At 68.6% G+C, this 23,518-nt stretch carries 23 protein-coding genes and 3 tRNA genes; 9 read left to right on the top strand and 17 right to left on the bottom strand.

All coding sequences use genetic code 11. The features are described from left to right. Positions 1-103 precede the first annotated feature (103 nt). The 9 genes from C5F75_RS13675 to fdxA all read right to left on the bottom strand — a co-directional run bounded on the left by C5F75_RS13675 (position 104) and on the right by fdxA (position 4,651). Positions 104-880, bottom strand: a complete 777-nt coding sequence (locus C5F75_RS13675; protein ID WP_059574031.1) for a DUF4088 family protein — start codon at positions 878-880, stop codon at positions 104-106. 160 nt (positions 881-1,040) lie between these two features. Beyond that, positions 1,041-1,379, bottom strand: coding sequence for an AzlD domain-containing protein (locus C5F75_RS13670; protein ID WP_059574030.1), 339 nt, complete (start codon positions 1,377-1,379; stop codon positions 1,041-1,043). Next, the gene (locus C5F75_RS13665) at positions 1,376-2,143 is read right to left on the bottom strand and encodes an AzlC family ABC transporter permease (RefSeq protein ID WP_059574029.1); all 768 of its coding nucleotides are present in this window, start codon (positions 2,141-2,143) and stop codon (positions 1,376-1,378) included. The genes C5F75_RS13670 and C5F75_RS13665 overlap by 4 nt, the downstream gene beginning before the upstream one ends. Before the next feature lie 127 nt (positions 2,144-2,270). Then, positions 2,271-3,176: an AraC family transcriptional regulator gene (locus tag C5F75_RS13660; protein WP_059574028.1), complete on the bottom strand. Its 906-nt coding sequence runs from the start codon at positions 3,174-3,176 to the stop codon at positions 2,271-2,273. Between the two features lie 61 nt (positions 3,177-3,237). Next, on the bottom strand, positions 3,238-3,723 hold the full coding sequence (locus C5F75_RS13655) for a CreA family protein (protein ID WP_059574027.1): 486 nt from the start codon (positions 3,721-3,723) through the stop codon (positions 3,238-3,240). A 130-nt stretch (positions 3,724-3,853) separates the two neighbouring features. Then, positions 3,854-3,929: transfer RNA gene (locus tag C5F75_RS13650), tRNA-Asn, on the bottom strand. A gap of 72 nt (positions 3,930-4,001) precedes the next feature. Beyond that, a tRNA-Asn gene (locus C5F75_RS13645) sits at positions 4,002-4,077 on the bottom strand. Between the two features lie 72 nt (positions 4,078-4,149). Further along, positions 4,150-4,225: transfer RNA gene (locus tag C5F75_RS13640), tRNA-Asn, on the bottom strand. A gap of 102 nt (positions 4,226-4,327) precedes the next feature. Beyond that, the gene (fdxA, locus tag C5F75_RS13635; RefSeq protein ID WP_011544919.1) at positions 4,328-4,651 is read right to left on the bottom strand and encodes a ferredoxin FdxA; all 324 of its coding nucleotides are present in this window, start codon (positions 4,649-4,651) and stop codon (positions 4,328-4,330) included. Between the two features lie 285 nt (positions 4,652-4,936). On the opposite strand from fdxA, the gene pncB reads away from it, so the two are divergent. The 5 genes from pncB to rmuC all read left to right on the top strand — a co-directional run bounded on the left by pncB (position 4,937) and on the right by rmuC (position 10,903). After that, positions 4,937-6,136 (top strand): nicotinate phosphoribosyltransferase, encoded by a 1,200-nt coding sequence (pncB, locus tag C5F75_RS13625; RefSeq protein WP_059574026.1) that lies wholly within the window; start codon positions 4,937-4,939, stop codon positions 6,134-6,136. An 87-nt stretch (positions 6,137-6,223) separates the two neighbouring features. Beyond that, positions 6,224-6,886 carry a LutC/YkgG family protein gene (locus C5F75_RS13620; protein WP_059574025.1) on the top strand — a complete coding sequence of 221 codons (663 nt, stop codon included), beginning with the start codon at positions 6,224-6,226 and terminating at the stop codon, positions 6,884-6,886. A gap of 43 nt (positions 6,887-6,929) precedes the next feature. Beyond that, a complete protein-coding gene (locus C5F75_RS13615) occupies positions 6,930-8,360 on the top strand; it encodes a sodium:proton antiporter (RefSeq protein WP_089464627.1) in 1,431 nt (476 codons plus the stop codon). Positions 8,361-8,441: 81 nt separating this feature from the next. Continuing rightward, on the top strand, positions 8,442-9,431 hold the full coding sequence (locus tag C5F75_RS13610) for a 2-hydroxyacid dehydrogenase (protein WP_059638337.1): 990 nt from the start codon (positions 8,442-8,444) through the stop codon (positions 9,429-9,431). Next, on the top strand, positions 9,428-10,903 hold the full coding sequence (rmuC, locus tag C5F75_RS13605; protein ID WP_060965740.1) for a DNA recombination protein RmuC: 1,476 nt from the start codon (positions 9,428-9,430) through the stop codon (positions 10,901-10,903). The genes C5F75_RS13610 and rmuC overlap by 4 nt, the downstream gene beginning before the upstream one ends. Positions 10,904-10,993: 90 nt before the next feature. Here rmuC and C5F75_RS13600 read toward each other — a convergent pair whose 3' ends face one another. The 6 genes from C5F75_RS13600 to C5F75_RS13575 form a co-directional block, all read right to left on the bottom strand. Continuing rightward, positions 10,994-11,479: a GNAT family N-acetyltransferase gene (locus tag C5F75_RS13600; protein WP_104012365.1), complete on the bottom strand. Its 486-nt coding sequence runs from the start codon at positions 11,477-11,479 to the stop codon at positions 10,994-10,996. Beyond that, positions 11,476-11,751, bottom strand: a complete 276-nt coding sequence (locus tag C5F75_RS13595) for a hypothetical protein (protein WP_006476519.1) — start codon at positions 11,749-11,751, stop codon at positions 11,476-11,478. The genes C5F75_RS13600 and C5F75_RS13595 overlap by 4 nt, the downstream gene beginning before the upstream one ends. Before the next feature lie 39 nt (positions 11,752-11,790). Beyond that, complete coding sequence (gene moeA, locus C5F75_RS13590) at positions 11,791-13,089, bottom strand: molybdopterin molybdotransferase MoeA (protein ID WP_104012364.1); 1,299 nt, start codon at positions 13,087-13,089, stop codon at positions 11,791-11,793. A gap of 111 nt (positions 13,090-13,200) precedes the next feature. Next, on the bottom strand, positions 13,201-13,818 hold the full coding sequence (gene mobA, locus C5F75_RS13585) for a molybdenum cofactor guanylyltransferase MobA (protein WP_104012363.1): 618 nt from the start codon (positions 13,816-13,818) through the stop codon (positions 13,201-13,203). A 29-nt stretch (positions 13,819-13,847) separates the two neighbouring features. After that, a complete protein-coding gene (gene moaA, locus C5F75_RS13580) occupies positions 13,848-14,960 on the bottom strand; it encodes a GTP 3',8-cyclase MoaA (protein WP_089464632.1) in 1,113 nt (370 codons plus the stop codon). A 132-nt stretch (positions 14,961-15,092) separates the two neighbouring features. Further along, a complete protein-coding gene (locus C5F75_RS13575) occupies positions 15,093-18,281 on the bottom strand; it encodes an Rne/Rng family ribonuclease (protein WP_104012362.1) in 3,189 nt (1,062 codons plus the stop codon). 721 nt (positions 18,282-19,002) lie between these two features. Between C5F75_RS13575 and C5F75_RS13565 the strand changes: the two genes are divergently transcribed. Genes C5F75_RS13565 through C5F75_RS13550 form a run of 4 tightly spaced genes read left to right on the top strand, consistent with a single transcriptional unit; the run spans position 19,003 to position 22,075 of the window. Next, positions 19,003-20,007, top strand: a complete 1,005-nt coding sequence (locus C5F75_RS13565; RefSeq protein WP_059574017.1) for an RluA family pseudouridine synthase — start codon at positions 19,003-19,005, stop codon at positions 20,005-20,007. Between the two features lie 5 nt (positions 20,008-20,012). Then, positions 20,013-20,672: an HAD-IA family hydrolase gene (locus C5F75_RS13560; protein ID WP_104012361.1), complete on the top strand. Its 660-nt coding sequence runs from the start codon at positions 20,013-20,015 to the stop codon at positions 20,670-20,672. Next, on the top strand, positions 20,669-21,070 hold the full coding sequence (locus C5F75_RS13555; RefSeq protein WP_059574322.1) for a Rieske (2Fe-2S) protein: 402 nt from the start codon (positions 20,669-20,671) through the stop codon (positions 21,068-21,070). Before C5F75_RS13560 ends, C5F75_RS13555 begins: the two co-directional genes overlap by 4 nt. Before the next feature lie 12 nt (positions 21,071-21,082). Continuing rightward, positions 21,083-22,075, top strand: a complete 993-nt coding sequence (locus C5F75_RS13550; protein ID WP_059574015.1) for a S49 family peptidase — start codon at positions 21,083-21,085, stop codon at positions 22,073-22,075. A gap of 69 nt (positions 22,076-22,144) precedes the next feature. Here the strand turns inward: C5F75_RS13550 and C5F75_RS13545 are convergent, their stop codons facing one another. Both C5F75_RS13545 and C5F75_RS13540 read right to left on the bottom strand, forming a co-directional pair. Then, entirely contained in the window at positions 22,145-22,867 is a 723-nt protein-coding gene (locus C5F75_RS13545; protein WP_059574014.1) for an SAM-dependent methyltransferase, read from the bottom strand. Then, positions 22,864-23,496 carry a Maf-like protein gene (locus tag C5F75_RS13540; RefSeq protein WP_089464634.1) on the bottom strand — a complete coding sequence of 211 codons (633 nt, stop codon included), beginning with the start codon at positions 23,494-23,496 and terminating at the stop codon, positions 22,864-22,866. Before C5F75_RS13540 ends, C5F75_RS13545 begins: the two co-directional genes overlap by 4 nt. Positions 23,497-23,518 lie beyond the last annotated feature (22 nt).

Genomic DNA, 23,518 nt, shown 5'->3' with positions numbered 1-23,518 from the left:
CTTCGGACGACGCGTCGCGACGGGCGATCGTCCGGCGGCCCGGTTCGCTTCGCGCGAGCCGGGCCGTTTTCGTGGGGTAAGTAAGACGGTCGGCGGGACGCGCTTACGGCCGGCGCTGGCCTTGCCCCTGCCCCTGGGCCGGCCGCACCGCGGCAGGCGTGAACACGCTGCGCAGCCACGCGGCGAGCCGCGCGAAGACGTCGTACGGTTCCTCGACGAAGATCTCCGGTTTCAGCAGCCGCAGGTATTCCATGATCTGCTGCGCTTCCTGCTTCTGGAACGAGCCGTGCGCGAGCCCGAGCCGCAGCAGCCCGCGTAGTTCGCCGAGCTTGTCGCGCGCGGTGCTGCCGACGCTCATCTCGCACGCGAGCTTGGCCTCGTAGATCCGCTGCCGCAGCGATTCCGCGAGCCGCCACGCAGGCGTCTGCATCAGTTCCTCGAGCGTCTGGATGTCCTGCGCCGCGCCCTTGATCTGCGACGCGAGCGGGTCGATCAGCGACGCGTCGCCCTGCGCTTCGGCGACGATCGCCTTCGCCCAGTCGCGGCACGCCTTCGCGAGTTCGTCGGGCGTCCATTCGGAGCGCGACGCGAAGCCGAAGCCGAATTCGCCGGCCTGCCGCATCAGGATCGCGACGACGTCCGGGAATTCCTTGTCGAGCGTGCGCTTGGCCCACGCGTACTGGCCGCCCTGCAGCATTCGCTGCACGGCGTGCTCGGTCAGCGGCACCATGTTGTCGAGCAGCTTCGCGCGCAGGAAATCCTCGAACGACGGCGTCGCGAATTGCGGGTCGAGTTTCAGCGACACGCGCACGAACGCGTCGTAGTCCTTGCGCAGGGACTCGAGCGTGTCGTCCTTGAGGGAAAGGGTGATCTGGCCCATGAATCGTCTCGATGGCGGCCCGCGCAAGCCGGCGCCGGCACGGCGCACCGGAGCGGGCGCAGCGTCGACTGACCGGTGCGCGCCGGGGCCGGTGGCGGGTCTTCCTCTCCTATATCGGCGCGCCGGGCGGAAACTTGAGCGCGCGCGGTGGAGCGTGCGCTCAGGCCGGCGGCCAGTGCGGGAGGACGACCCCTTGCCACAGGAAGAACACGCCGAGCCCGACGGCGATCGTCACGAGCGGGCGGCGGGTCGCGGCCGACACGAGTACGGCCGCGAGCGCGCCGACGAGCTGCGGATTCCGCCACGTCAGTTCGGCCGTGCCGCCATGCGGCGAGACGGTCATCGGCACGATGATCGCGGTCAGCACGGTGACCGGCACGAAGCCGAGCGCGGTGCGCACGAGCGGCGGGAACGTCAGCCGCTCGCCGAACAGGAACAGCGTCGAGCGGATCGCGTACGTGATGACGGCCATGCCGAGGATCAACAGCGCGTAGCTCACGATGCGGCCTCCGGGCGAGAGCGGGCGCGCGTGCGATCGTGCCGCAGCGTGAGCACGACGCCGATCGCGACGCCGGCGGCGACCGCGCCGAGCAGCCCGAGCTTGTACGGCCAACTCTGCCAGAAGTACGCGAGCGTGCCGGCCGTGGCGGCCGCCGCGAAATAGCGCAGCGTGCCGAGCTGCGGGACGACGATCGCGATGAACGTCGCCGCCATCGCGAAATCGAGGCCGAGCGACTGCAGGCCGGGGAACGCCGTGCCGAAGCCGATGCCCGCGAGCGTCCAGACCTGCCAGTTCAGGTACATCGCGAGCCCGGAGCCGAAGAAGTAGTGGGGGCCGATCGTGCCGGGCGGGTGGTGCCGGTAGTGCCCGTAGGCGACCGCGAACACTTCGTCGGTCATCAGCGCGCCGAGCGTCGCGCGCCAGCGCAGCGGCAGGTGCGCGACATAGGGCGCGAGCGTCGCGCTGTACAACAGGTGGCGCAGGTTCACGATCAGCGTCGTGGCAAGCACCACGACGAAGCTCGCGCTGCCGGCGATCAGGCCGAGTGCGATGAACTGCGCGGAGCCCGCGAACACGGCGAGCGACATCAGTGCGCCGTGCCATGCGGCGAGCGGGCCGCCGCCGACGAGCGTGCCGAAAATCACGCCGAACGGTGCGGCGCCGATCATCATCGGAATCGTGTCGCGCGCGCCGTCGAGCCATTCGTTGAGCGGGCGGCGCGGGGGCGATGCGGGTGTGTTGTTCAAGAAGCGCTCCTCCATGAGCGGGAGGATAGCGGGCCGCTGGCGGGCCGGCTTGTATGTTCTTGCGCTCGCCGAAGCGGGGCCGGTGCCCGAGTGAGGGCCGGAGCGAGTTGCAGCGTGGTGGCCGGCTGCGGGAAGCCGCGCGTCAGCTTGCCTGCCAGCGCCCGGGTGGCACGCCGAACATCCGTTTGAAATGCCGCGTGAAGTGGCTCTGGTCGACGAAGCCGCTGGCCGCCGCGACATCGGCGACCGGCACGCCCGCGCGCAGCGGCGCCAGCGCACGCTGCAGCCGCAACTGGTTGCGCCACGCATGCGGCGGCATGCCGGTCGTGCGCGTGAACAGGCGCGCCGCGTGAAACGGTGACAGGCCGGCCGCCTGTGCGACGTCGTGGAGCGTCACCGTGCTCGTCAGATCGGCGGCGAGCCGCTCGCGCATCGCGTCGACGCGCGGTTCGTCGGCCGCGAGCGGCGCCGGTCGCGGCCGCGCGTCGGCGTGGCGCGCGATCAGCGTCGACAGCGCGTCGAGCATTGCCGTTTCGGCGGCGAGCGGATCGTACGGGCGCGGATCGCCGGCCGCCGGATCGTCTACCGGCTGCCCGGGCGCACGCGCATGCGACGACAGCGCGCGCTCGCTGCCGGCTTCCAGCATCCGGTGCGCCCGCGTGAGCCGCGCCGCGAGATCGGCGTCGCGAATCACGCCGGGGGCGAACCACGGTGCATCCTGCGGGCGGCCCGCGATCGCGCTCGCGAGTTCGCGGATGAATTCGACCGGCATGTAGCTGACGCGATAGCACCAGCCTTCGTCGGCGGCACGCGAGCCCGTATGCACTTCGCCGGGATTGATCACGGGCACGGTGCCTGTCTCGGCGACATAACCGGTGCCGCGGTAGGTGAAGCGTTCCGCGCCTTCGAGAATCACCGGGATCGTGTACGCGTCGTGCCAGTGGGGCGCGAACGCGTGATCGCGGTAGGTGGCCGTGAGCAGATCCGCGTCCGGCACGAGCGGCGTGCGCCAGTAGCGTGCGGAATCGGGAAGGCGGGTGGCGGGCATGATCGGGCGCGGGAGCGGTCGAACCGACAGTGTATCGCTCGCGCGCCCGGCGGGTGCGGGCTTACTTGAGCGGAATCGTCGTGCCGGCCGGCATCGGCACCGCGGTGACGGCGTTCTTCGGGCTGCCGCTGACGATACGGTCGCTGTAGGTCAGGTAGACGATCGTGTTGCGTTTCTTGTCGACCACGCGCACGACGTGCAGCGTCTTGAAGATGAACGACATGCGTTCGCTGAACACGTCGGCCTGCTGCTTGAGCGGCTCCTTGAAGCTGATCGGGCCGACCTGCCGGCACGCGATCGACGCTTCGCTCGGATCCTCGGCGACGCCGAGCGTACCCTTGATGCCGCCGGTGCGGGCGCGCGACACGTAGCAGGTCACGCCGTTCACGACCGGATCGTCATAGGCCTCGACGACCACGCGGTCGGAACCCGTGACGCGGAAATGGGTGTTGACGCTGCCGACTTCCTCCGCGTGCGCGAGCGGTGCGGCGGCGAAGGCGGAGAGCAGGAGGGCGACGGGGGCGAAACGGAGGAGGCGATGCTTCATCGACGGAACCGGAGGATGCGAATGCGGGACAGAGACTCTAGCATGCGCATGGCCGGGCCACGAAAAGCAGAAAGACGGAACGGTGGCCGGAAAAACAAAAGGCCCGTCGAATGACGGGCCTTTCGCTATTTGGCTCCCCGACCTGGGCTCGAACCAGGGACCTACGGATTAACAGTCCGGCGCTCTACCGACTGAGCTATCGGGGAATAAATCGGTACATCTGCGTGTTGTGCTTTCCAACAAAAAACCTGTCCACTTTCAACGGGCCTTTGCGTTTTTGGCTCCCCGACCTGGGCTCGAACCAGGGACCTACGGATTAACAGTCCGGCGCTCTACCGACTGAGCTATCGGGGAATAAATCGGTACATCTGCGTGTTGTGCTTTCCAACAAAAAACCTGTCCACTTTCAACGGGCCTTTGCGTTTTTGGCTCCCCGACCTGGGCTCGAACCAGGGACCTACGGATTAACAGTCCGGCGCTCTACCGACTGAGCTATCGGGGAACAAACAACAACAGCAGAGAAACGAGATTGTATGGAGTGTTCGCTAACCTGTCAATACTTTGGAGCCGCGACACATAAAAATTTTTTGCGGCCGCCGCGCGATCAGCGCTCGAGCAGGTGCAGCTTGTCCTGCACGTCCTTCCACTCGTCCGCGTCGGCGGGCGCCGGCTTGGTCTTCGTGATCGACGGCCAGTTCTTCGCCAGCTCGGCGTTCAGCTCGGTGAACTGCTGCTGGTCGCCCGGAACGTCTTCTTCGGCATAGATCGCATTGGTCGGGCATTCGGCGACGCACACGGCGCAGTCGATGCACTCGTCCGGATCGATGGCGAGAAAGTTGGGACCTTCACGGAAGCAATCCACCGGGCACACATCCACGCAATCCGTGTATTTGCACTTGATGCAGCCTTCGGTCACAACGTGAGTCATTAAAACGCTCCTGCTTGGCGGTATATGGGGTGGCGTTTGCGCCAAAAGCGGCATTGTAACTGAAGCGCAAAACCCGCATGTCGTGGTCGGCTATCCGGCTTATATCGTTTCGTGATTAGTTTATGGGGTGCGCAACGCGGATACCCGCACACGCACCGGCGGCGCGAAGCGCGAGCCGGCGGGGCGGTTTCACGATGGTCCGGCACGCATTCGGGTAACATGACCGACAGACCGGGCGGCGCGCGGTGCGCCGGGGCCGGTCACGATATTGGCGCTGCCGTCATCATGATCATCACTTCGCTGCTCGACACGGATCTCTACAAGTTCACGATGATGCAGGTCGTCCTGCATCACTTCCCCGCCGCAAACGTCGAATACCGTTTCCGGTGCCGCACGCCCGGCGTCGATCTCGTCCCGTACATCGACGAGATTCGCGACGAGGTGCGCGGCCTGTGCTCGCTGCGCTTTTCCGACGTCGAACTCGACTACCTGCGGCGCATGCGCTTCATCAAGAGCGACTTCGTCGATTTCCTCGCGCTGTTCCACCTGAACGAGAAGTACATCTCGATCACGTCGTCGCCGAAGGGCAACGGCGAGATCGACATCGTGATCGAGGGCCCGTGGCTGCATACGATCCTGTTCGAGATTCCGGTGCTCGCGATCGTCAACGAAGTCTATTTCCGCAACACGCAGCGCGAGCCCGACTATCGCGAAGGCCGCGAGCGGCTGCGCGAGAAGATCAAGCTGCTCGGCGCGAAGCCCGAATTCGCCGACTGCAAGATCGCCGACTACGGCACGCGCCGGCGCTTCTCGAAGGTCTGGCACGAGGAAGTCGCGCTCACGCTGCGCGACGGGCTCGGCCCGCAGTTCGCGGGCACGAGCAACGTGCTGTACGCGATGAAGCACGACATCACGCCGCTCGGCACGATGGCGCACGAATACCTGCAGGCGTGCCAGGCGCTGGGCCCGCGGCTGCGCGATTCGCAGATCTACGGCTTCGAGATGTGGGCGAAGGAATATCGCGGCGATCTCGGTATCGCGCTGTCGGACGTCTACGGCATGGACGCGTTCCTGAACGACTTCGACATGTACTTCTGCAAGCTGTTCGACGGCGCGCGCCACGATTCGGGCGATCCGTTCGACTGGGGCGAGCGGATGCTGCTCCATTACGAGGCGAACCGATGCGACCCGCGCACCAAGGTGCTCGTGTTCTCCGACGCGCTCGACATTCCGAAGGTCATGCAGCTGTACGAACGGTTCCGCGGCCGCTGCAAGCTCGCGTTCGGCGTCGGCACCAACCTCACCAACGATCTCGGCTACGTGCCGCTGCAGATCGTCATCAAGATGGTCCGCTGCAACGGCCAGCCGGTCGCGAAGCTGTCCGATTCGCCTGGCAAGAGCATGTGCGACGACAAGGCGTATCTCGCGTACCTGCGGCAGGTCTTCGGCATCGCGCAGCCGGTCGAGGAAGACGCGTCGAAGTAGGCTTTGGCCGTTCGGCCGAAGGTGCGTCGCGGCAGGGGCGGCCGGTATAATCCGACGTATTGCACGCCAACGTCACGAGGACCGTTCATGGACACTTCCGCTGCCCGTCGCCAGATCCTCGCGCGCATTCGCGCGGCGCAGGGGCGCGCGGCCGAACCCGATGCAGCGGAGCGCGACGGCGTCGCCGACTATCTCGCCCGTCATCCGCAGGGCCCGCGCCCGCCGGCGCCGGCCGATCTCGTCGCCGCTTTCGTCGACGAGGCTGCACGCCTGTCGACCACGGTCGACGAAGTCGCGACGCTGGCCGACGTGCCTGCCGCCGCCGCCCGTTATCTTGCCGCTCATGGTCTGCCGACGCAGGCCGTCGCATGGCGCACGCTGGCCGATTTCGACTGGGCGGGCGCCGGCCTGTCGGTCGAGTGCCGCAAGCCGCGCGACGGCGATCTCGTCGGCTTGACCGGCTGCTTTTGCGCGACCGCCGAAACGGGGTCGCTGGTATTGCTGTCCGGCCCCGACACTTATGCATCGGCCGGCCTGCTACCGGAAACCCACATCGCGATCGTGCCGGCGTCGCGCATCGTCGCCGGTCATGAAGACGCGTTCGCGCTGATTCGCGCGGAGCGCGGCGAGCTGCCGCGTGCGGTCAATTTCGTGTCGGGCCCGTCGCGCACGGGCGACATCGAGCAAACGATCATTCTGGGCGCGCACGGCCCGTACCGCGTGCACGCGATCGTCGTACGGGGCGCATGACGCACCCGCCGCATCCATCGCTACTCGAACAAGGAAGTTCTGCATGAAACGACATGCCGCCTGGGCGGGCATGGCGTCGGGAATCGCGCTTGGCGCCGCGCCCGCGCTCGCATCGGCCGCCACGCTCGACGGAGCCACGCTGTCCGCGCTCTGGGGCATCCCGTTCGCCGGGATCCTGCTGTCCATCGCGCTGTTCCCGCTCGTCGCCCCTGTGTTCTGGCATCACCACTTCGGCAAGATCGCAGCCGGCTGGGCGATCGTGTTCCTCGCGCCGTTCGCCGTCGCGTTCGGCGCCGGCGCCGCGTTCGGCACGCTCGTGCATGCGTTGCTCGAGGAATACATTCCGTTCATCGTGCTGCTCACCGCGCTCTACACGGTCGCGGGCGGCATCTGCGTGAACGGCAACCTGCATGGCTCGCCGAAGCTGAATACGGCGATCCTCGCGCTCGGCACGCTGCTCGCGAGCGTGATGGGCACGACGGGCGCCGCGATGCTGCTGATCCGGCCGCTGCTGCGCGCCAACGACAACCGCAAGCACGTCGTGCACGTGGTGATCTTCTTCATCTTCCTCGTCGCGAACGCGGGCGGCTCGCTGTCGCCGCTCGGCGATCCGCCGCTGTTCCTCGGCTTCCTGAACGGCGTGAGCTTTTTCTGGACGACCACGCATCTCGCGCTGCCGATGCTGTTCATCTGCGTGGTGCTGCTGACGCTGTTCTTCGCGCTCGATACGTACTTCTACCGGAAGGGCGGCGAGGAGCGGCCGGCCGTGCTCGATCCGACGCCCGACGGCGCGGCGCTGTCGATCGACGGCAAGATCAACTTCGTGCTGCTGGCGGCCGTGATCGCACTCGTGCTGATGAGCGGCGTATGGAAGCCGGGCATCGCGTTCGACGTGTGGGGTACGCACGTCGCGCTGCAGAATCTCGTGCGCGACGTCGCGCTCGTGGCGGTGACGCTCGCGTCGCTCGCGCTGACGCCGCGTTCCGCACGTGAAGGCAACGCGTTCAACTGGGCGCCGATCGAGGAGGTCGCGAAGCTGTTCGCGGGCATCTTCGTGACGATCGCGCCGGTGATCGTGATCCTGCGCGCGGGCGCGGACGGCGCGTTCGCGCAGATCGTCCATCTCGTCACGGGGGCCGACGGCAAGCCGATCGACGCGATGTACTTCTGGGCGACGGGCATCCTGTCGTCGTTCCTCGACAACGCGCCGACCTATCTCGTGTTCTTCAACCTCGCGGGCGGCGACGCCCAGACGCTGATGACGGCCGGCGCGTCGACGCTCGCCGCGATTTCCGCCGGTGCGGTGTTCATGGGCGCGAACAGTTACATCGGCAACGCGCCGAACTTCATGGTGAAGGCGATCGCCGAATCGCGCGGCGTGAAGATGCCGAGCTTCTTCGCGTACCTCGGCTGGGCGCTCGTTATCCTGGTGCCCGTGTTCCTGCTGACGTCGGTGATTTTCTTCCCGGCGTAACCTGACGACTTTCAACCAAGCGCGGGCAGTCCCGGCGGCGCGATGCGCGCCGCGATCGGCCCGCGGCATGCGGAGATGGCGATGCAGAAGATCCTGGTCGCGCGTCCGATCTTTCCGGACGTGATCGAACGGCTCAAGCAGTATTTCGACGTTGACTGGAACGATGGCGACGCGCTCGCACCCGACGCGCTCGCCGCGCGCCTGGCCGACAAGGACGGCGCGCTGACGGCCGGCGACCCGGTCGGCGCGGCGACGCTCGCGGCGGCGCCGCGCCTGCGCGTCGTGGCGAACATGGCGGTCGGCTACAACAACTTCGACATGGCCGCGTTCAACGCGGCGAACGTGCTCGGCACCAACACGCCTGACGTGCTGAACGAATCGACCGCCGATTTCGGCTGGGCGCTGATGATGGCCGCCGCGCGCCGGATCGCCGAATCCGAGCACTGGTTGCGCGCCGGTCACTGGCAGAAGTGGGCGTACGACGGTTTCCTCGGCGCCGACATTTACGGCTCGACGCTCGGCGTCATCGGCATGGGCCGCATCGGCCAGGCGCTCGCGCGCCGTGCGCGCGGCTTCGGGATGCAGGTGATCTATCACAACCGGTCGCGGGTCGCGCCCGAGATCGAGGCCGAGCTGAATGCCGAATACGTGTCGAAGGAGGCGCTGCTCGCGCGCGCCGACCATGTCGTGCTCGTGCTGCCATACACGAAGGAGAACCATCACACGATCGGCGCGGCCGAGCTCGCGAAGATGAAACCGACGGCGACGCTGACCAACATCGCACGCGGCGGGATCGTCGACGATGCGGCGCTGGCCGCCGCGCTGCGCGACGGGACGATCGCCGCGGCCGGCCTCGACGTGTACGAAGGCGAGCCGACCGTGCATCCGGCGCTGCTCGAGGTGCCGAACGTCGTGCTGACGCCGCATATCGCGAGCGCGACCGAAAAGACCCGCCGCGCGATGGCGAATCTCGCCGCCGACAACCTGATCGCCGCGCTGGGCGAGGGGCCGCGTGCGGGGCAGCCGCCGAATCCGATCAACCCTGACGTGATCGGGAAGCCGCGCGCATGACGATGACGTTGTTGCTTGCGGCGGTCGTCGTGCTGGCCGTCGCGCTCGCGGTGGCGATCGTCGCGCTCGTGCGCGGCGGCCGCCACGACGATGCGGCCGTGCTCGGCGATCAGATCGAGGATGCCGCGCATGCGCAGGCGCGTGCCGTCGAGCGGCTCGAACGCGAATTGCGCGGCGAGATCGTCGAAAGCGCGCGCGGCTCGCGTACGGAGCTGGCCGGCAGCTTCGCCCAGTTGCAGCAGACGCTCGCCGCGCAACTGACGAGCGTGGCGACCGTGCAGAACAACCAGATCGAGGGCTTCGCGCAGCAGCTCGGCAAGCTCGTCGCCGGCAATGCGCAGCAGTTCGACGCGATGCGCGAGAGCCTGCAGCGGCAGGCGCAGCAGGCGCGCGAGGAACAGACGGGCGCGCTGCGGCTGTTCGGCGACACGCTGCACCGGCAGCTCACGCAACTGACCGAGGCGAACGATCGCCGGATCGGCGAGGTGCGTGCGACGCTCGAACAGCGGCTGAAGGAAATCGAGACGAACAACGCGGCGAAGCTCGAGGAGATGCGCCGCACCGTCGACGAGAAGCTGCACGCGACGCTCGAGCAGCGGCTGGGCGAATCGTTCAAGCTCGTGTCGGACCGGCTCGAACAGGTCCATCGCGGGCTCGGCGAGATGCAGACGCTCGCGGCCGGCGTCGGCGACCTGAAAAAGGTGCTGACCAACGTGAAGACGCGCGGCACCTGGGGCGAAGTGCAGCTCGAGGCGCTGCTCGAACAGATGCTCACGCCCGACCAGTACGCGAAGAACGTCGCGACGGTGCCGAAGAGCACCGAGCGCGTCGAATTCGCGATCCGGCTGCCGGGGCGCGAAGCCGGCACGCGCGACGCGCCGCCGGTGTGGCTGCCGATCGACGCGAAATTCCCGCGCGAAGACTACGAGCGGCTGATCGACGCGCAGGAGCGTGCCGATGCGGTGGCCGTCGAGGAAGCGGCGCGTGCGCTCGAGGCGCGGGTGCGGATGGAGGCGCGCACGATCGCCGAGAAGTATGTCGCGCCGCCGCACACGACCGATTTCGCGCTGCTGTTCCTGCCGACCGAGGGGCTCTATGCGGAGATCCTGCGCCGCCCGGGGCTGACCGACCTGCTGCAGCGCGACTATCGCGTGACGGTCGCCGGGCCGACCACGCTGACCGCATTGCTGAACAGCCTGCAGATGGGGTTCCGCACGCTCGCGATCGAGCAGCGCTCGAGCGAGGTATGGCAGGTGCTCGGCGCGGTCAAGACCGAGTTCGGCAAGTTCGGAGACGTGCTCGCGCGCACGAAGGCGCAGCTCGAAACGGTCACGCGCTCGATCGAGTCCGCCGAGCAGCGCACGCGCGTGATGAGCCGCAAGTTGAAGCAGGTCGAGGCGCTGCCGGGAGAGACGGCGGCCGGGCTGCTCGGCGCGGAAGGGGCTGACGGCGCGGATGCGGACGACGCGTGACGCACGTCGTCGATAGCCGTCGGATAGAGAAAACGGGCGCTGCGGCGCCCGTTTTCCTTTGCGGCGATCGCCGGCGCGGCCGGCTCGCGCTCACTGCGCGGCGAGCGTGTCGAGCGCGTCGCCCGTCACGCGAACGATGCGCCACTCCGGCAGCACGGTCGCGCCCATCTTCTCGTAGAAATCGATCGCCGGCTGGTTCCAGTCGAGGACCGACCATTCGAAGCGCCCGCAGCGGCGCTCGACGGCGAGCGCCGCGAGATGACGCAGCATCGCGGTGCCCAGGCCCGTGCCGCGCTGCGACGGCTGTACGTACAGATCCTCGAGATAGAGCCCGCGGCGGCCGAGGAACGTCGAATAGTTGTGAAAGAACAGCGCGTACGCGACGATCGCGCCGTCGCGCTCGGCAACCAGCGCTTCGGCGGCCGGGCGCTCGCCGAACAGCGCGTCGGCCAGATCGGCTTCGGTCGCGACGAACAGCGCCGTGAGCTGCTCGAACTCGGCCAGCTCGCGCATCAGCGCGAGGATCGCGCCGACGTCGCGCGGGTCGGCCGCGCGGATCAGCGGCGTGCCGCTCACGCTTCCTCCGGCGGATCGGACAGCACGATCTCGATGCCGCCGAAGCGCGACGCGACCCAGTTGTACGCGTGGCACGCGATCCACAGCAGCACGAAGCCGAGGATCGCGTTCAGCAACAGCGCGCTCAGGATCGTGCTCAGTTCGACCATCCCGTAGCGGATGTACGCGACGAGAATGCCGAGCAGCACGATCGGTACGCTGAACGTCAGGTAGACGAGAATCAGCGCCTTCGCGGTCTGCCCCGCGGCGATCGACGAGATTTGTTTCTTCATGTGCGAATTGCCCCCGTAGAAATATACCGATAATGGAATTCAGATCAGGCCGTCGAGCGGCAGGATGTCGACCGGGGCGCCCGCGTCGACTGCCGCGGTATCGTGGCCCAGGACGATGAAACAGTTGGCGGCGGCAAGACCGCTCAGCGACGCGGAGCTTTGCGATCCGGCCGGTGCGACGTGCCATTGGCCGTCGGCGGCGCGCGTCGCGATGCCGCGCAGGTATTCGGTGCGGTCGGGACGCGTCTTCAGCGGCTGCGTGCTGCGTGCCGTGTACATGGCCGGCGGTGGCGTCCGTGCGCCGGCCAGCGTCAGCAGCGCGGGGCGCACGATTGCGTAGAACGTCACGGCGGATGCGACAGGATTGCCGGGTAACCCGAAGAACAGCGCGTGTCCGGCGCCGTCGGCCGCGCGTGCGAGCGTGCCGCATGCGAGCGGCCGGCCGGGCCGCAGCGCGAGGCTCGCGAACGTCACGTCGCCGAGCCGCGCCATCACGTCGCGCGTGAAGTCGGCTTCGCCGACCGACACGCCGCCCGACGTGATGACCGCATCGGCCTGCGCGGCGACGGCGTCGCGCAACGCGGCTTCAAGCGCGGCCGGGTCGTCCCGGACGATCCCGAGGTCGATCGCGTCCACGTGCAGCCGTTCGAGCATCGCGATCAGCATCCCGCGATTGCTGTCGTACAGCGCGCCGCGGCCGAGTGGTTCGCCGGGCTCGCGCAACTCGTCGCCGGTCGAGAACACGGCGACGCGCACGCGCCGGCGCACCGTGACGTCGGCGATGCCGAACGACGCGAGCAGGCCGAGATCGGACGGCCGCAGGATGCGGCCCGCGGCGAGCGCACAGGCGCCGCGCGCGAGATCCTCGCCGGCTTTGCGGCAGTTCGCGCCGCGCGTGACGTCGTGCGTGGCGAAGCGGATCGTGTCGCCGTCGACGCGCACGCGTTCCTGCGGAATCACCGTGTCGCATCCGGCCGGCATCGGCGCGCCCGTCATGATGCGCACGCATGCACCGGCCGCCACGGCGCCGTCGAACGGATGGCCGGCGAACGCGGTGCCGGCGACCGCCATCACAATCTCGCCCTGCGCCGAGGCGAGCGCCGTGGCGCTCCCGTCGAACGCATAGCCGTCCATGGCCGAGTTGTCGTACGCGGGAATGTCGAACGGCGCGCTCACGTCGGCCGCGAGCACGCGGTCGAGCGCATCGCGCAGTGCCACCGTGTCGCACGCGTCGACGGGCGCCACGAAGCGGCACGCGAGCGCCTGCGCGTCGGCGAGCGACAGCGGGGCGTCGGGGTCGGGTGCGGTTCGGGAGGCGGGCGAGGATTGCGTGATCATCAGTCGGACTGCGCCGCGAGGCGTATCGGGTTCGTGGCCGGTGGCGCGAGGAGGGTGCCTGGGCGCGGGTGTCGCGTGTGGCGGGCGCCGGGCGGGAACGGCACGGGGCCGTCAGCGGCGGGCCAGCGCGGCGAGTTCCTGCCAGGAGTTGGCATTGTAAAACGCACGCTCGTCGCGAAACTCGACTTCGACCGTCTTGTGGCGTGCGTACCACGCACGCACCTTGCGGTCGCCGGCCGCGAGCCGGGTGGCCAGATCGTCGGCCAGCGACGTGCGCAGCAGCGCGAACGTCGGCTGCGGCGAGCGCATCCGCTGCGCGTCGACGGTGACCGCCATCGCGATGTCGGCCTGCTGAGCGTCGAGCGCCGCATGCAGCCGTGCGACGAGGTCGGCGGGCAGATAGGGCGTGTCGCACGGCGAGCACGCGACCAGCGGCGCGCGCGCCACGCGCATGCCGGCGAGCAGGCCTGCGAGCGGCCCGGGGAAGTCGGGAGTTTCATCCGCGACGATGCGCGCGTCGAACGGCGCACCGAGTTCGGCATAGCGATCGGCATGACGATTCGCGCTGATCAGCGTCTCGTCGACCTGCGGCGACAGCCGGCGCAACACGTGCAGCGCGAGCGGCGTACCGTCGAGCAGTTGCAGGCCCTTGTCGACGCCGCCCATGCGCGTGGCGCGTCCGCCCGCAAGCAGCAGGCCGGCGATCGACGCGGAGGCGGGAGCGGGCATCGTGCGAAGGCGGAAAGGGGCGGCGTGCGTCAGCCGCCGATATACGACATTTCGACGCGCTTGCCCGCGCCGTCGGGCGCGGCGGCGGCCGATGCGCTGCCGCGCAGTTGCGAATAGCGGTCGGTGCGCGCCTGCCAGATGCGGGCGATCGCGGTCGCGATCTCGGCATCGCTCGCGCCGCCGCGCACGAGCGCGCGCAGATCGTGGCCGGCCGACGCGAACAGGCAGAGGTACAGCTTGCCTTCGGTCGACAGCCGCGCGCGCGTGCAGTCGCCGCAGAACGCCTGCGTGACGCTCGAGATCACGCCGATCTCGCCGCGGCCGTCCGCATAGCCCCAGCGCTGCGCGGTTTCGGCCGCCGTGTGCGGCTCGAGCGGCACGAGCGGGAAATGTTCGGTGATGCGCGCGACGACGTCCGCCGACGGCAGCACCTCGGTCATGTTCCAGCCGTTCGACGTCCCGACGTCCATGTATTCGATGAAACGCAGGATCACGCCGGTGCCGCGGAAACGCTCGGCCATCGGCAGGATCTCGCTGTCGTTGGTGCCGCGCTTCACGACCATGTTGACCTTGACCGGCGCGAGGCCGGCGGCCTGCGCGGCGAAGATGCCGTCGAGCACGTCGGCGCTCGCGAACTCGGCATCGTTCATGCGCTTGAACAGCGTATCGTCGAGCGCATCGAGGCTGACCGTGACGCGCGTGAGCCCGGCGTCCTTCAGTGCGCGCGCCTTGCGGGCGAGCAGCGAGCCGTTGGTCGTCAGCGTCAGGTCGAGCGGGCGGCCGGCGTGCGTCGTCAGGCGCGCGAGGCGCTCGATCAGGAATTCGAGGTTCTTGCGCAGCAACGGCTCGCCGCCCGTGATGCGGATCTTCTCGACGCCGTGCGCGACGAAGAGCCGCGCCACGCGCTCGATTTCCTCGTGCGTGAGCAGCGCGCTGTGCGGCAGGAACGGGTAATCCTTGTCGAAGACCGCGCGCGGCATGCAGTACACGCAGCGGAAATTGCAACGGTCCGTCACCGAAATGCGCAGATCGCGCAGCGGCCTGGCGAACGTGTCGGCCAGCGTGCCGTCGGGGGCATGCGCGACGCCGGAGACGTCCGGCATCCCGCTGACGTCGGCGAGAGGAATGATGCGTCGGGACATGTTGAAAGAAGTACGAGCCAGACCGCTATTTTAGCTGCAACCGGCTGACGGGGCCGGTGAGCGGAAACCCGCAGCGCGGACGTAAAAAAGCCCGCCGGAAGGCGGGCTTTTCCTGGTCGGGCGATGCGCCGTTCAACGGTGCGTCGTTTCGACCTGCTGCATCGGGGCCGTATCGACCGGCGGCAGCACCTTGCGTTCGCGCGGCACGCGGGCCGGACGCGGGAGCCGCGACGCGGCTTCCTGCGCGGCCGCGAACTTGTCGGCGTCCGTGTTCACCCAGACGAGACCGGCCTGCTCCAGCACGACATCCAGGCTTGCCGACGCGGGCGCGGCTGCCGGTTGTGCGGGGGCGGGAGCCGGTGCCGGTGCCGGTGCCGGTGCCGGTGCCGGTGCCGGCGCGGCGACGGCCTCGGCCGGCGCAGGCGCAGGCGCGGTTTCGACCGGCGCCTCGACCGCCACCGGCGCGGCTTCGATCGCCACGGCGGCCGGTGCGGCTGGCTCGACGGGCGCGGCTTGCGGCGCCTCGACAGCGGCCGCAGCGGCAGCCGGCACTTCGAACGCATCGGTCGGGGACACCGCGACCGGCGTCGGGCCCGCTTCCGCGGCCACCGGTGCTGCGACCGGTGCCGGTTCTGCTGCCTCGACGGCGACGACGGGCTCAACCGGCGCGGCCGGTGCCGCTTCGGTGTGTGCCGGAGCCGGCTGCGCTTCGACGGCGGCCGGTGCGGCCTGCTGCTCGGCGACGGCTTCGACGGCGACCGCGCTGGCCACGGCCGCGACGACTGCCGGTGCGGCCGTGTAGGCCGGTTCGGCTGCGACCGGTGTGGTCGCCGTCACGGTTTGCGCTGCGACTTCGCCATCTGCGCCTTGCTCGGCCTGGTCGACGACCGCGCCGTCTTCCTCGCGCTCGCGACGACCGCCGCGGCGGCCGCGACGGCGACGGCGGCGTTCTTCGCCGTCACGCGCACCGGCTTCCGCATCGGCTGCCAGGTCCGCGCCGGGCAGGGCTTCTGCCGCGGCCTTGTCGGTTTCCGGTTCCGGATGGTTTTCGCCACGGGTGACGGTTTCGAGCGTGGCCGCATGCTGGGTCGGCTTGCGGCGTTCGCCGCGCTCGCGACGCTCGCCGCGTTCCTGGCGCTCGCCACGACCGCCTGCTTCGACGCCTTCCGGCTGTTCGGCACGCTCGCGCGGCTCGCGGTTCTCACGCGGTTCGCGCGGCTCACGGCCTTCACGCGGCTCGCGGCCTTCGCGCGGGCCACGGCCCTCGCGACCTTCGCGGTTTTCACGACCTTCGCGGCCGTCGCGACCCTCTCGACCTTCACGCAGCTCACGGCCCTCGCGCGGCTCGCGGCCTTCACGCGGTTCGCGCACTTCCTTGCCTTCGCGCTCCTGGCGTTGCGGCTGGCCACGGCCGGCAGCCGCCTGGTCGCGGCCGCCTTGCGCCTGCTGGGCGCCGCCGCGACGGTTGCGATTGCGATCGCCGCCGCGCTGCTCGGTCTTTTCGGTGCGTTCGCGAGCCGGACGGGCTGCCTGCTCCTTCGCCGGTGCCGGCGTGGCAACCGGTGCGGGCGCCGGTGCCGGCGACACGCCGAACAAGCCCTTCAGCCAGCCGATGAAGCCGCCGCTCGTCGCCGCGACAGGCGCGGGCGCGGGCGCCGGAACCGGCTCGACCGGGCGCTGCGGCGCCGGGCTCGGCGCCGGACGCTCGGGCGTGATGCCCTTGACCGCGGCTTCCTGCTTCGGCTTCACTTCGGCCGCGCGCTTGCTGTAGCCGGTTTCCGACTCGAGCTCGCGCGCCGCTTCCTCGGCCATCTTCCAGGATGCGCGCGGATCGTCGAGGCGCGCGTCGTCGTGACGCAGGCGCTCGAGCTTGTAGTGCGGCGTATCGAGGTGCTTGTTCGGGATCAGCACGATGCCGACCTTGAAGCGCGACTCGATCTTGTTGATTTCCTGACGCTTTTCGTTCAGCAGGAAGGCGGTCACCTCGACCGGCACCTGGCAATGGATCGCCGCGGTGTTTTCCTTCATCGCTTCTTCCTGAATGATCCGCAGGACTTGCAGCGCGGACGATTCGGTATCGCGGATGTGGCCGGTGCCGTTGCAGCGCGGGCACGTCACGTGGCTGCCTTCCGACAGCGCCGGACGCAGGCGCTGGCGCGACAGCTCCATCAGGCCGAAGCGGGAGATCTTGCCCATCTGCACGCGCGCACGGTCGTGCTTGAGCGCGTCCTTCAGGCGTTGCTCGACTTCGCGCTGGCTCTTCGCCGATTCCATGTCGATGAAATCGATCACGATCAGGCCGCCGAGGTCGCGCAGGCGCAACTGGCGGGCGACTTCGTCGGCCGCCTCGAGGTTCGTGCGGGTGGCCGTTTCCTCGATGTCCGCGCCCTTGGTCGCGCGGGCCGAGTTCACGTCGATCGCGACGAGCGCTTCGGTGTGGTCGATCACGATCGCGCCGCCGGACGGCAGCGGCACCGTGCGCGAGTACGCGGTTTCGATCTGGTGCTCGATCTGGAAGCGCGAGAACAGCGGCACGTCGTCGTGATAGCGCTTCACCTTCGCGACGTTGTCCGGCATCACGATGTCCATGAACGCACGGGCCTGATCGTGGATTTCGTTCGTGTCGATCAGGATTTCGCCGATATCGGGCTGGAAATAGTCCCGGATCGCGCGGATCACGAGGCTCGATTCCAGATAGATCAGCATCGGCTGGCCGGCGTTGCCGCTTTGCGAGGCAGCCTCGATCGCGCGCCACAGTTGCAGCAGGTAGTTCAGGTCCCACTGCAGTTCCTCGGCGCTGCGGCCGATGCCCGCGGTACGGGCGATCATGCTCATGCCGTCCGGAATCTGCAGTTGCGCCATCGTTTCGCGCAGTTCCTGGCGCTCGTCGCCTTCGATCCGGCGCGACACGCCGCCGCCGCGCGGATTGTTCGGCATCAGCACGAGGTAACGGCCGGCGAGCGAGATGAAGGTGGTGAGGGCGGCGCCCTTGTTGCCACGCTCTTCCTTCTCGACCTGGACGATCAGTTCCTGGCCTTCGCGCAGCGCGTCCTGAATGCGCGCCGAGCGCATGTCGACACCGTCCTTGAAGTACTGGCGCGCGACTTCCTTGAACGGCAGGAAGCCGTGGCGGTCTTCGCCGTAGTTGACGAAGCACGCTTCGAGCGACGGCTCGATACGGGTAATGACCCCTTTGTAGATATTGCCTTTGCGCTGTTCGCGCCCGGCGGTTTCGATGTCGATGTCGATGAGCTTTTGCCCATCGACGATGGCGACGCGCAGCTCCTCCTGCTGCGTCGCATTGAACAGCATGCGTTTCATGAACGGCTCCAGGCGGCTCCGCTGCCGACGCCTCGCGGTTGTCAGGCGCGAGGGCGGGAACGACGGCAGGCCGCACCTTGTTGTGTTGTCACGAGCACGCTGGAGCGGGAACGCTGGCGGGGAGAATTGCCTGAAGAGGCGCTTGGGCCCGAAAGACGGGGCCGGCGGCCATAGGGCACCTGCGAATACGGCTTCAAAGCACGGCGTTCACACACCGCACGCTGCAAAAGCGCGCTAAGCCTGATCCGGGCATCGCCACGGGCGCGCGCAATGCGTCGCGCGCGCCGACGGGCGGCAGATGCTGCGGCTTGGGCCGCAGCGGGGAGTATCGAATCCAGCCCGACTTTCCCGCTTGGGGTGTACTTCCCTGGTTTGACGTCGCCAAGCCCCGCACGCTTCGCGGGGCCAAATCGGGCGCAACGCCGTAATTTTCGCAACCGGCAGCCTGCGGACGCACTTCGCGCCGTCAGGCTGCCGATCGAATTCTTTTCAACCAACTTTCCGTTACCGCGGCGCCTTGCCGACCGAATCCGCCTGTGGGCGAGATCCTTGCCGACGGGCGGCGCCGTGCGTGCAACTTGCTGCATCTCTTTGATCAGGGGCGAGCAGCGGACCCCCGGCGCAAGTAAAATAGCGGTTTGCGCTTGCGCCTTGCCCGATTCAGCCGGGGCCGGCCGGTCAGGCCACCCACAACGTCAGGCTGGGCAAAATTATATTCAGTATGAATGAGTTAGGCAAAATATCCCAGAATTCGGTCGCAAGCGGCCAGGTATCGATGATCGAGATCGACGAAAACTCGGCCGGTCAGCGCATCGACAACTTCCTGTTGCGCGTCTGTAAAGGCGTGCCGAAAAGCCATATTTACCGGATCCTCCGCAGCGGCGAAGTGCGCGTGAACAAGGGCCGGATCGACGCGCAGTACCGCCTCGAGCTGGGCGACCTCGTCCGCGTGCCGCCGGTTCGCGTGGCGGCGGCCGACCTCGCGCGCGCCGACACGCCCGTCGTGCCGCCCGCGAATTTCGACGTGCTGTACGAGGACGACGCGATGCTCGTGATCGACAAGCCGGCCGGCGTCGCGGTCCACGGCGGCAGCGGCGTCGCGTTCGGCGTGATCGAGCAGATGCGCCAGGCGCGCCCGCGCGCGAAATTCCTCGAACTCGTGCACCGGCTCGACCGCGAGACGTCCGGGATCCTGATGCTCGCGAAGAAGCGTACGGCGCTCGTCGGGCTGCACGAGCAGATCCGCGAGAACCGGATGGACAAGCGCTACTTCGCCTGCGCGCACGGCGAATGGCAGCCCGACTGGGGGCGCCGCCGCGCGGTGAAGGCGCCGTTGTTCAAGTATTCGACCCCGGAAGGGGAGCGCCGCGTGCGCGTGCAGGACGATGGGCTGCCGTCGCATACGGTGTTCAACCTCGTCGACCGCTGGTCCGACTATGTGCTCGTCGAAGCGGAACTCAAAACGGGGCGGACCCATCAGATCCGGGTGCACCTCGCGCATCTCGGCCTGCCGATCGCCGGCGACGCCAAGTACGGCGATTTCGCACTGAACAAGGCGCTGGCGCGCGCGAACGCGCAGCCGTCGCTGAAACGGATGTTCCTGCATGCGCACCGCCTCAAGCTCGCCCATCCGCTGACCGGCGAGGCGCTGCAGTTCGATGCGCCGCTGCCGGCCGAGTGCCGGCGCTTCCTCGATCAACTCAGCGCATTGCGCGATACCGCCTGAACCGCATGGCCCGACAGCAATTTGACCTGATCGTCTTCGACTGGGACGGCACGCTGATGGATTCGACCGCGCACATCGCGCACAGCATCCAGGCCGCGTGCCGCGATCTCGGCTTGCCCGCGCCGTCCGACGAGGCGTCCCGCTACGTGATCGGCCTCGGCCTGCGCGACGCGCTGCAGATCGCCGCGCCGACCCTCGATCCGTCCGACTACGCGCGGCTGGCCGAGCGCTACCGCTATCACTATCTGCTCGACGACCAGCGCATCGAGCTGTTCGCCGGCGTCCGCGAGCTGCTCGCCGAGCTGCGCGACATGGGTTATCTGCTCGCCGTCGCGACGGGCAAGGGTCGGGTCGGGCTGAATCGTGTGCTCGACCAGTCGAAGCTGACGAGCTGGTTCGACGCGACGCGCTGCGCGGACGAGACGTTCTCGAAGCCGCATCCGGCGATGCTGCACGAGTTGTCGCGGGAATTGGGGCAGGACCTGTCGCGCACCGTGATGATCGGCGACACCACGCACGACCTGCAGATGGCCGCCAGCGCCGGCGCGGCCGGCGTCGGCGTGGCGTACGGCGCGCATACGGCCGATGCGCTGGCGGCGCTCACCCCGCGCTTCGTCGCGCCGGACGTCGGCACGCTGGCCGCATGGCTGCGGGAGCACGCATGAGCGCGGCGCCGGACGCCGTGCGCGTGTGCGCATCGAGCGCGCTGACCGACGGCGGCGCCGGCGTGCGCGTCGACGCGACGCTGCGCGGCGAGCAGGCCGTCGTGTTCTTCGTGCGCTACGACGGTCGCGCGTACGGCTACCTGAACCGCTGCGCGCACGTGCCGATGGAGCTCGACTGGGCCGAAGGGCAGTTCTTCGAGTCGTCGGGCCTCTATCTGATGTGCGCGACGCACGGTGCGATCTACGCGCCGGATACCGGCAAGTGCGTCGGCGGCCCGTGCCGCGGCGGCCGCTTGCGGCCGGTCGAGGTCGACGAGCGCGACACGCCCGACGGCCGTGCGGTATTCTGGGTGCCCGATGCCGATCTGCATCCCGCCACTTCCGCCACGACCGACTGACGACACCACTGCATGACCGATCAACCGAATTCCCCGGATTCCTCCGCCCGTCCCGACAGCCGTGAACCGAGCTGGGAGCGCGCGGCGCTCGAGCGGATCGCGCTCGCGGCCGTCAAGGAACAGCGCGCGGCACGGCGCTGGAAGATCTTCTTCCGCTTCGCGTTTCTCGGCGTGTTCGTGCTGTTCGCGTTCGCGCTGATCGATTTCTCGGGCGATTCGAAGCTCTCGTCGAGCGGGCGGCATACGGCGCTCGTGACGATCGACGGCGAGATCGCGGCCGGCGTCAACGCGAACGCCGACGACATCAACACGGCGCTCGACGCCGCGTTCGACGACGACGGCACGGTCGGCGTCGTGCTGCGGATCAACAGCCCGGGCGGCAGCCCGGTGCAGGCGGGCATGGTCTACGACGAGATCCGGCGGTTGCGCGGCAAGTATCCGGACAAGCCGCTGTACGTCGTCGTGACCGACATGTGCGCGTCGGGCGGTTATTACATCGCGTCCGCGGCCGACAAGATCTTCGTCGACAAGGCGAGCATCGTCGGGTCGATCGGCGTGCTGATGGACGGGTTCGGCTTCACCGGGCTGATGGGCAAGCTCGGCGTCGAGCGGCGCCTGCATACGTCGGGCGAAAACAAGGGCTTCTACGATCCGTTCTCGCCGGAAACGCCGAAGATGGACGCACACGCGCAGGCACTGCTCGACCAGGTGCACGCGCAGTTCATCAAGGCCGTGAAGGATGGCCGCGGCAAGCGCCTGCACGAGACGCCCGACATGTTCTCGGGCCTGTTCTGGACCGGCGAGAAGAGCGTCGAGCTCGGGCTCGCCGACGGCTATGGCACGACCGACACGGTCGCGCGCGACGTGCTGAAGGCGCCGGATCTGGTCGACTATACGGTGAAGGAAAGCCTGACGAATCGGGTCGCGCGCAAGTTCGGCGCGGCCGTCGGGGGCGCCGCGATGAAGGCGCTGACGGCCGGCGGCGCGGCGGTCAGCCTGCGCTGACGATCGACGGTACCCGGCGGGCCGCGATGGCCCGCCTTTCATTCAGTCAGCCGATCGCCGGTCGCGGCATCAGTTCGCGAGCAGCAGGAAGATCGCGGGGCGCTTGTGCAGATTCGGCGCGGGCGCCTTTTTCCAGTCCATGACGGTGCGGCTCGCGATCGTCTCGGTCGCGAGGGTCAGATCGGCCGCGACGCAGATCTGCGTCGACGGCGCGCAGGTCGCGACCAGCGTGTCCAGCATCGCGTGATTCCGGTACGGCGTTTCGATGAAGATCTGCGTCTGGCGCGCCTTGCGCGACAGTTGCTCGAGTTCGCGCAGGCGTTTCGCGCGCGCGGCCGCATCGACCGGCAGGTAGCCGTTGAACGCGAAGCTCTGGCCGTTCAGGCCCGACGCCATCAGCGCCAGCAGGATCGAGCTCGGCCCGACGAGCGGCACGACCTTCACGCCGCGCTCGTGCGCGCGGCGCACGAGCAGCGCGCCGGGATCGGCGACGGCCGGGCAGCCGGCCTCCGACACGAGACCGGCGTCCGCGCCGGCCAGCACGGGCGCGAGCAGCCGGTCGATGGCGCCGGCCGGCGTATTGACGTTCAGCTCGCTGATCTCGATTTCCTGGATCGGCCGCGTCGTACCGATCTTCTTCAGAAACGCGCGGGTCGTTTTCGCGTTCTCGCCGATGTAATAGCCGAGCGTGCCGGCGCGCGCCTGCACGGCGGCGGGCAGCACGGCGGCGAGCATCGATTCGTCGCCTTCGCCGAGCGTGTTCGGGACGAGATAAAGCGTGCCGGCGGTCATGCGCGGTCTCCTCGGGTGGTAGCGAACAACGGGTAGTCGGCGGCGCGCAGCATCCGCGTGAGGGCGATCAGCGGCAGGCCGACGAGCGCGGTCGGATCGTCCGAGTCGATCGCGTCGAGCAGCGCGATGCCGAGCCCTTCGGACTTCGCGCTGCCGGCCACGTCGTACGGCGTTTCCGCGCGCAGGTAGGCGTCGAGTTCGGCCTCGGGCAGCGAACGGAAGCGCACGTGCGTCACGATGTCCTCGACCTGCGCGTCGTCGGTGCGGCTGTCGTACAGGCAGAGCGCGCTGTGGAATTCGACTTCGCGGCCCTGCATCGACATGAGCTGCGCGAGTGCGCGCTCGTGCGTGCCGGGCTTGCCGATCTGATGCCCGTCGAAGGTCGCGACCTGATCCGACCCGATCACCAGTACGCCGTCCGGCGCATCGATCGTGGCGGCCACGGCGCGTGCCTTCGCGCCGGCGAGGCGCAGCGCGGTCGCGGCCGGCGTTTCGCCGGCGAGCGGAGTTTCGTCCAGGTCGGGCGACACGACGTCGAACGGCACGCCGAGGCGCTCGAGGAGCGCGCGGCGGTAACGGGAACTGGAAGCAAGAATCAGCCGCGGCGGGCGGCAAACGGTATCCGGCATGGTCGGTTGGATCGGTGAGTCG

This window comes from Burkholderia anthinoferrum, assembly GCF_002925705.1.
GTDB classification, from domain to species: Bacteria; Pseudomonadota; Gammaproteobacteria; order Burkholderiales; family Burkholderiaceae; genus Burkholderia; species Burkholderia semiarida.
This window is presented reverse-complemented; position numbering and strand designations above follow the sequence as displayed.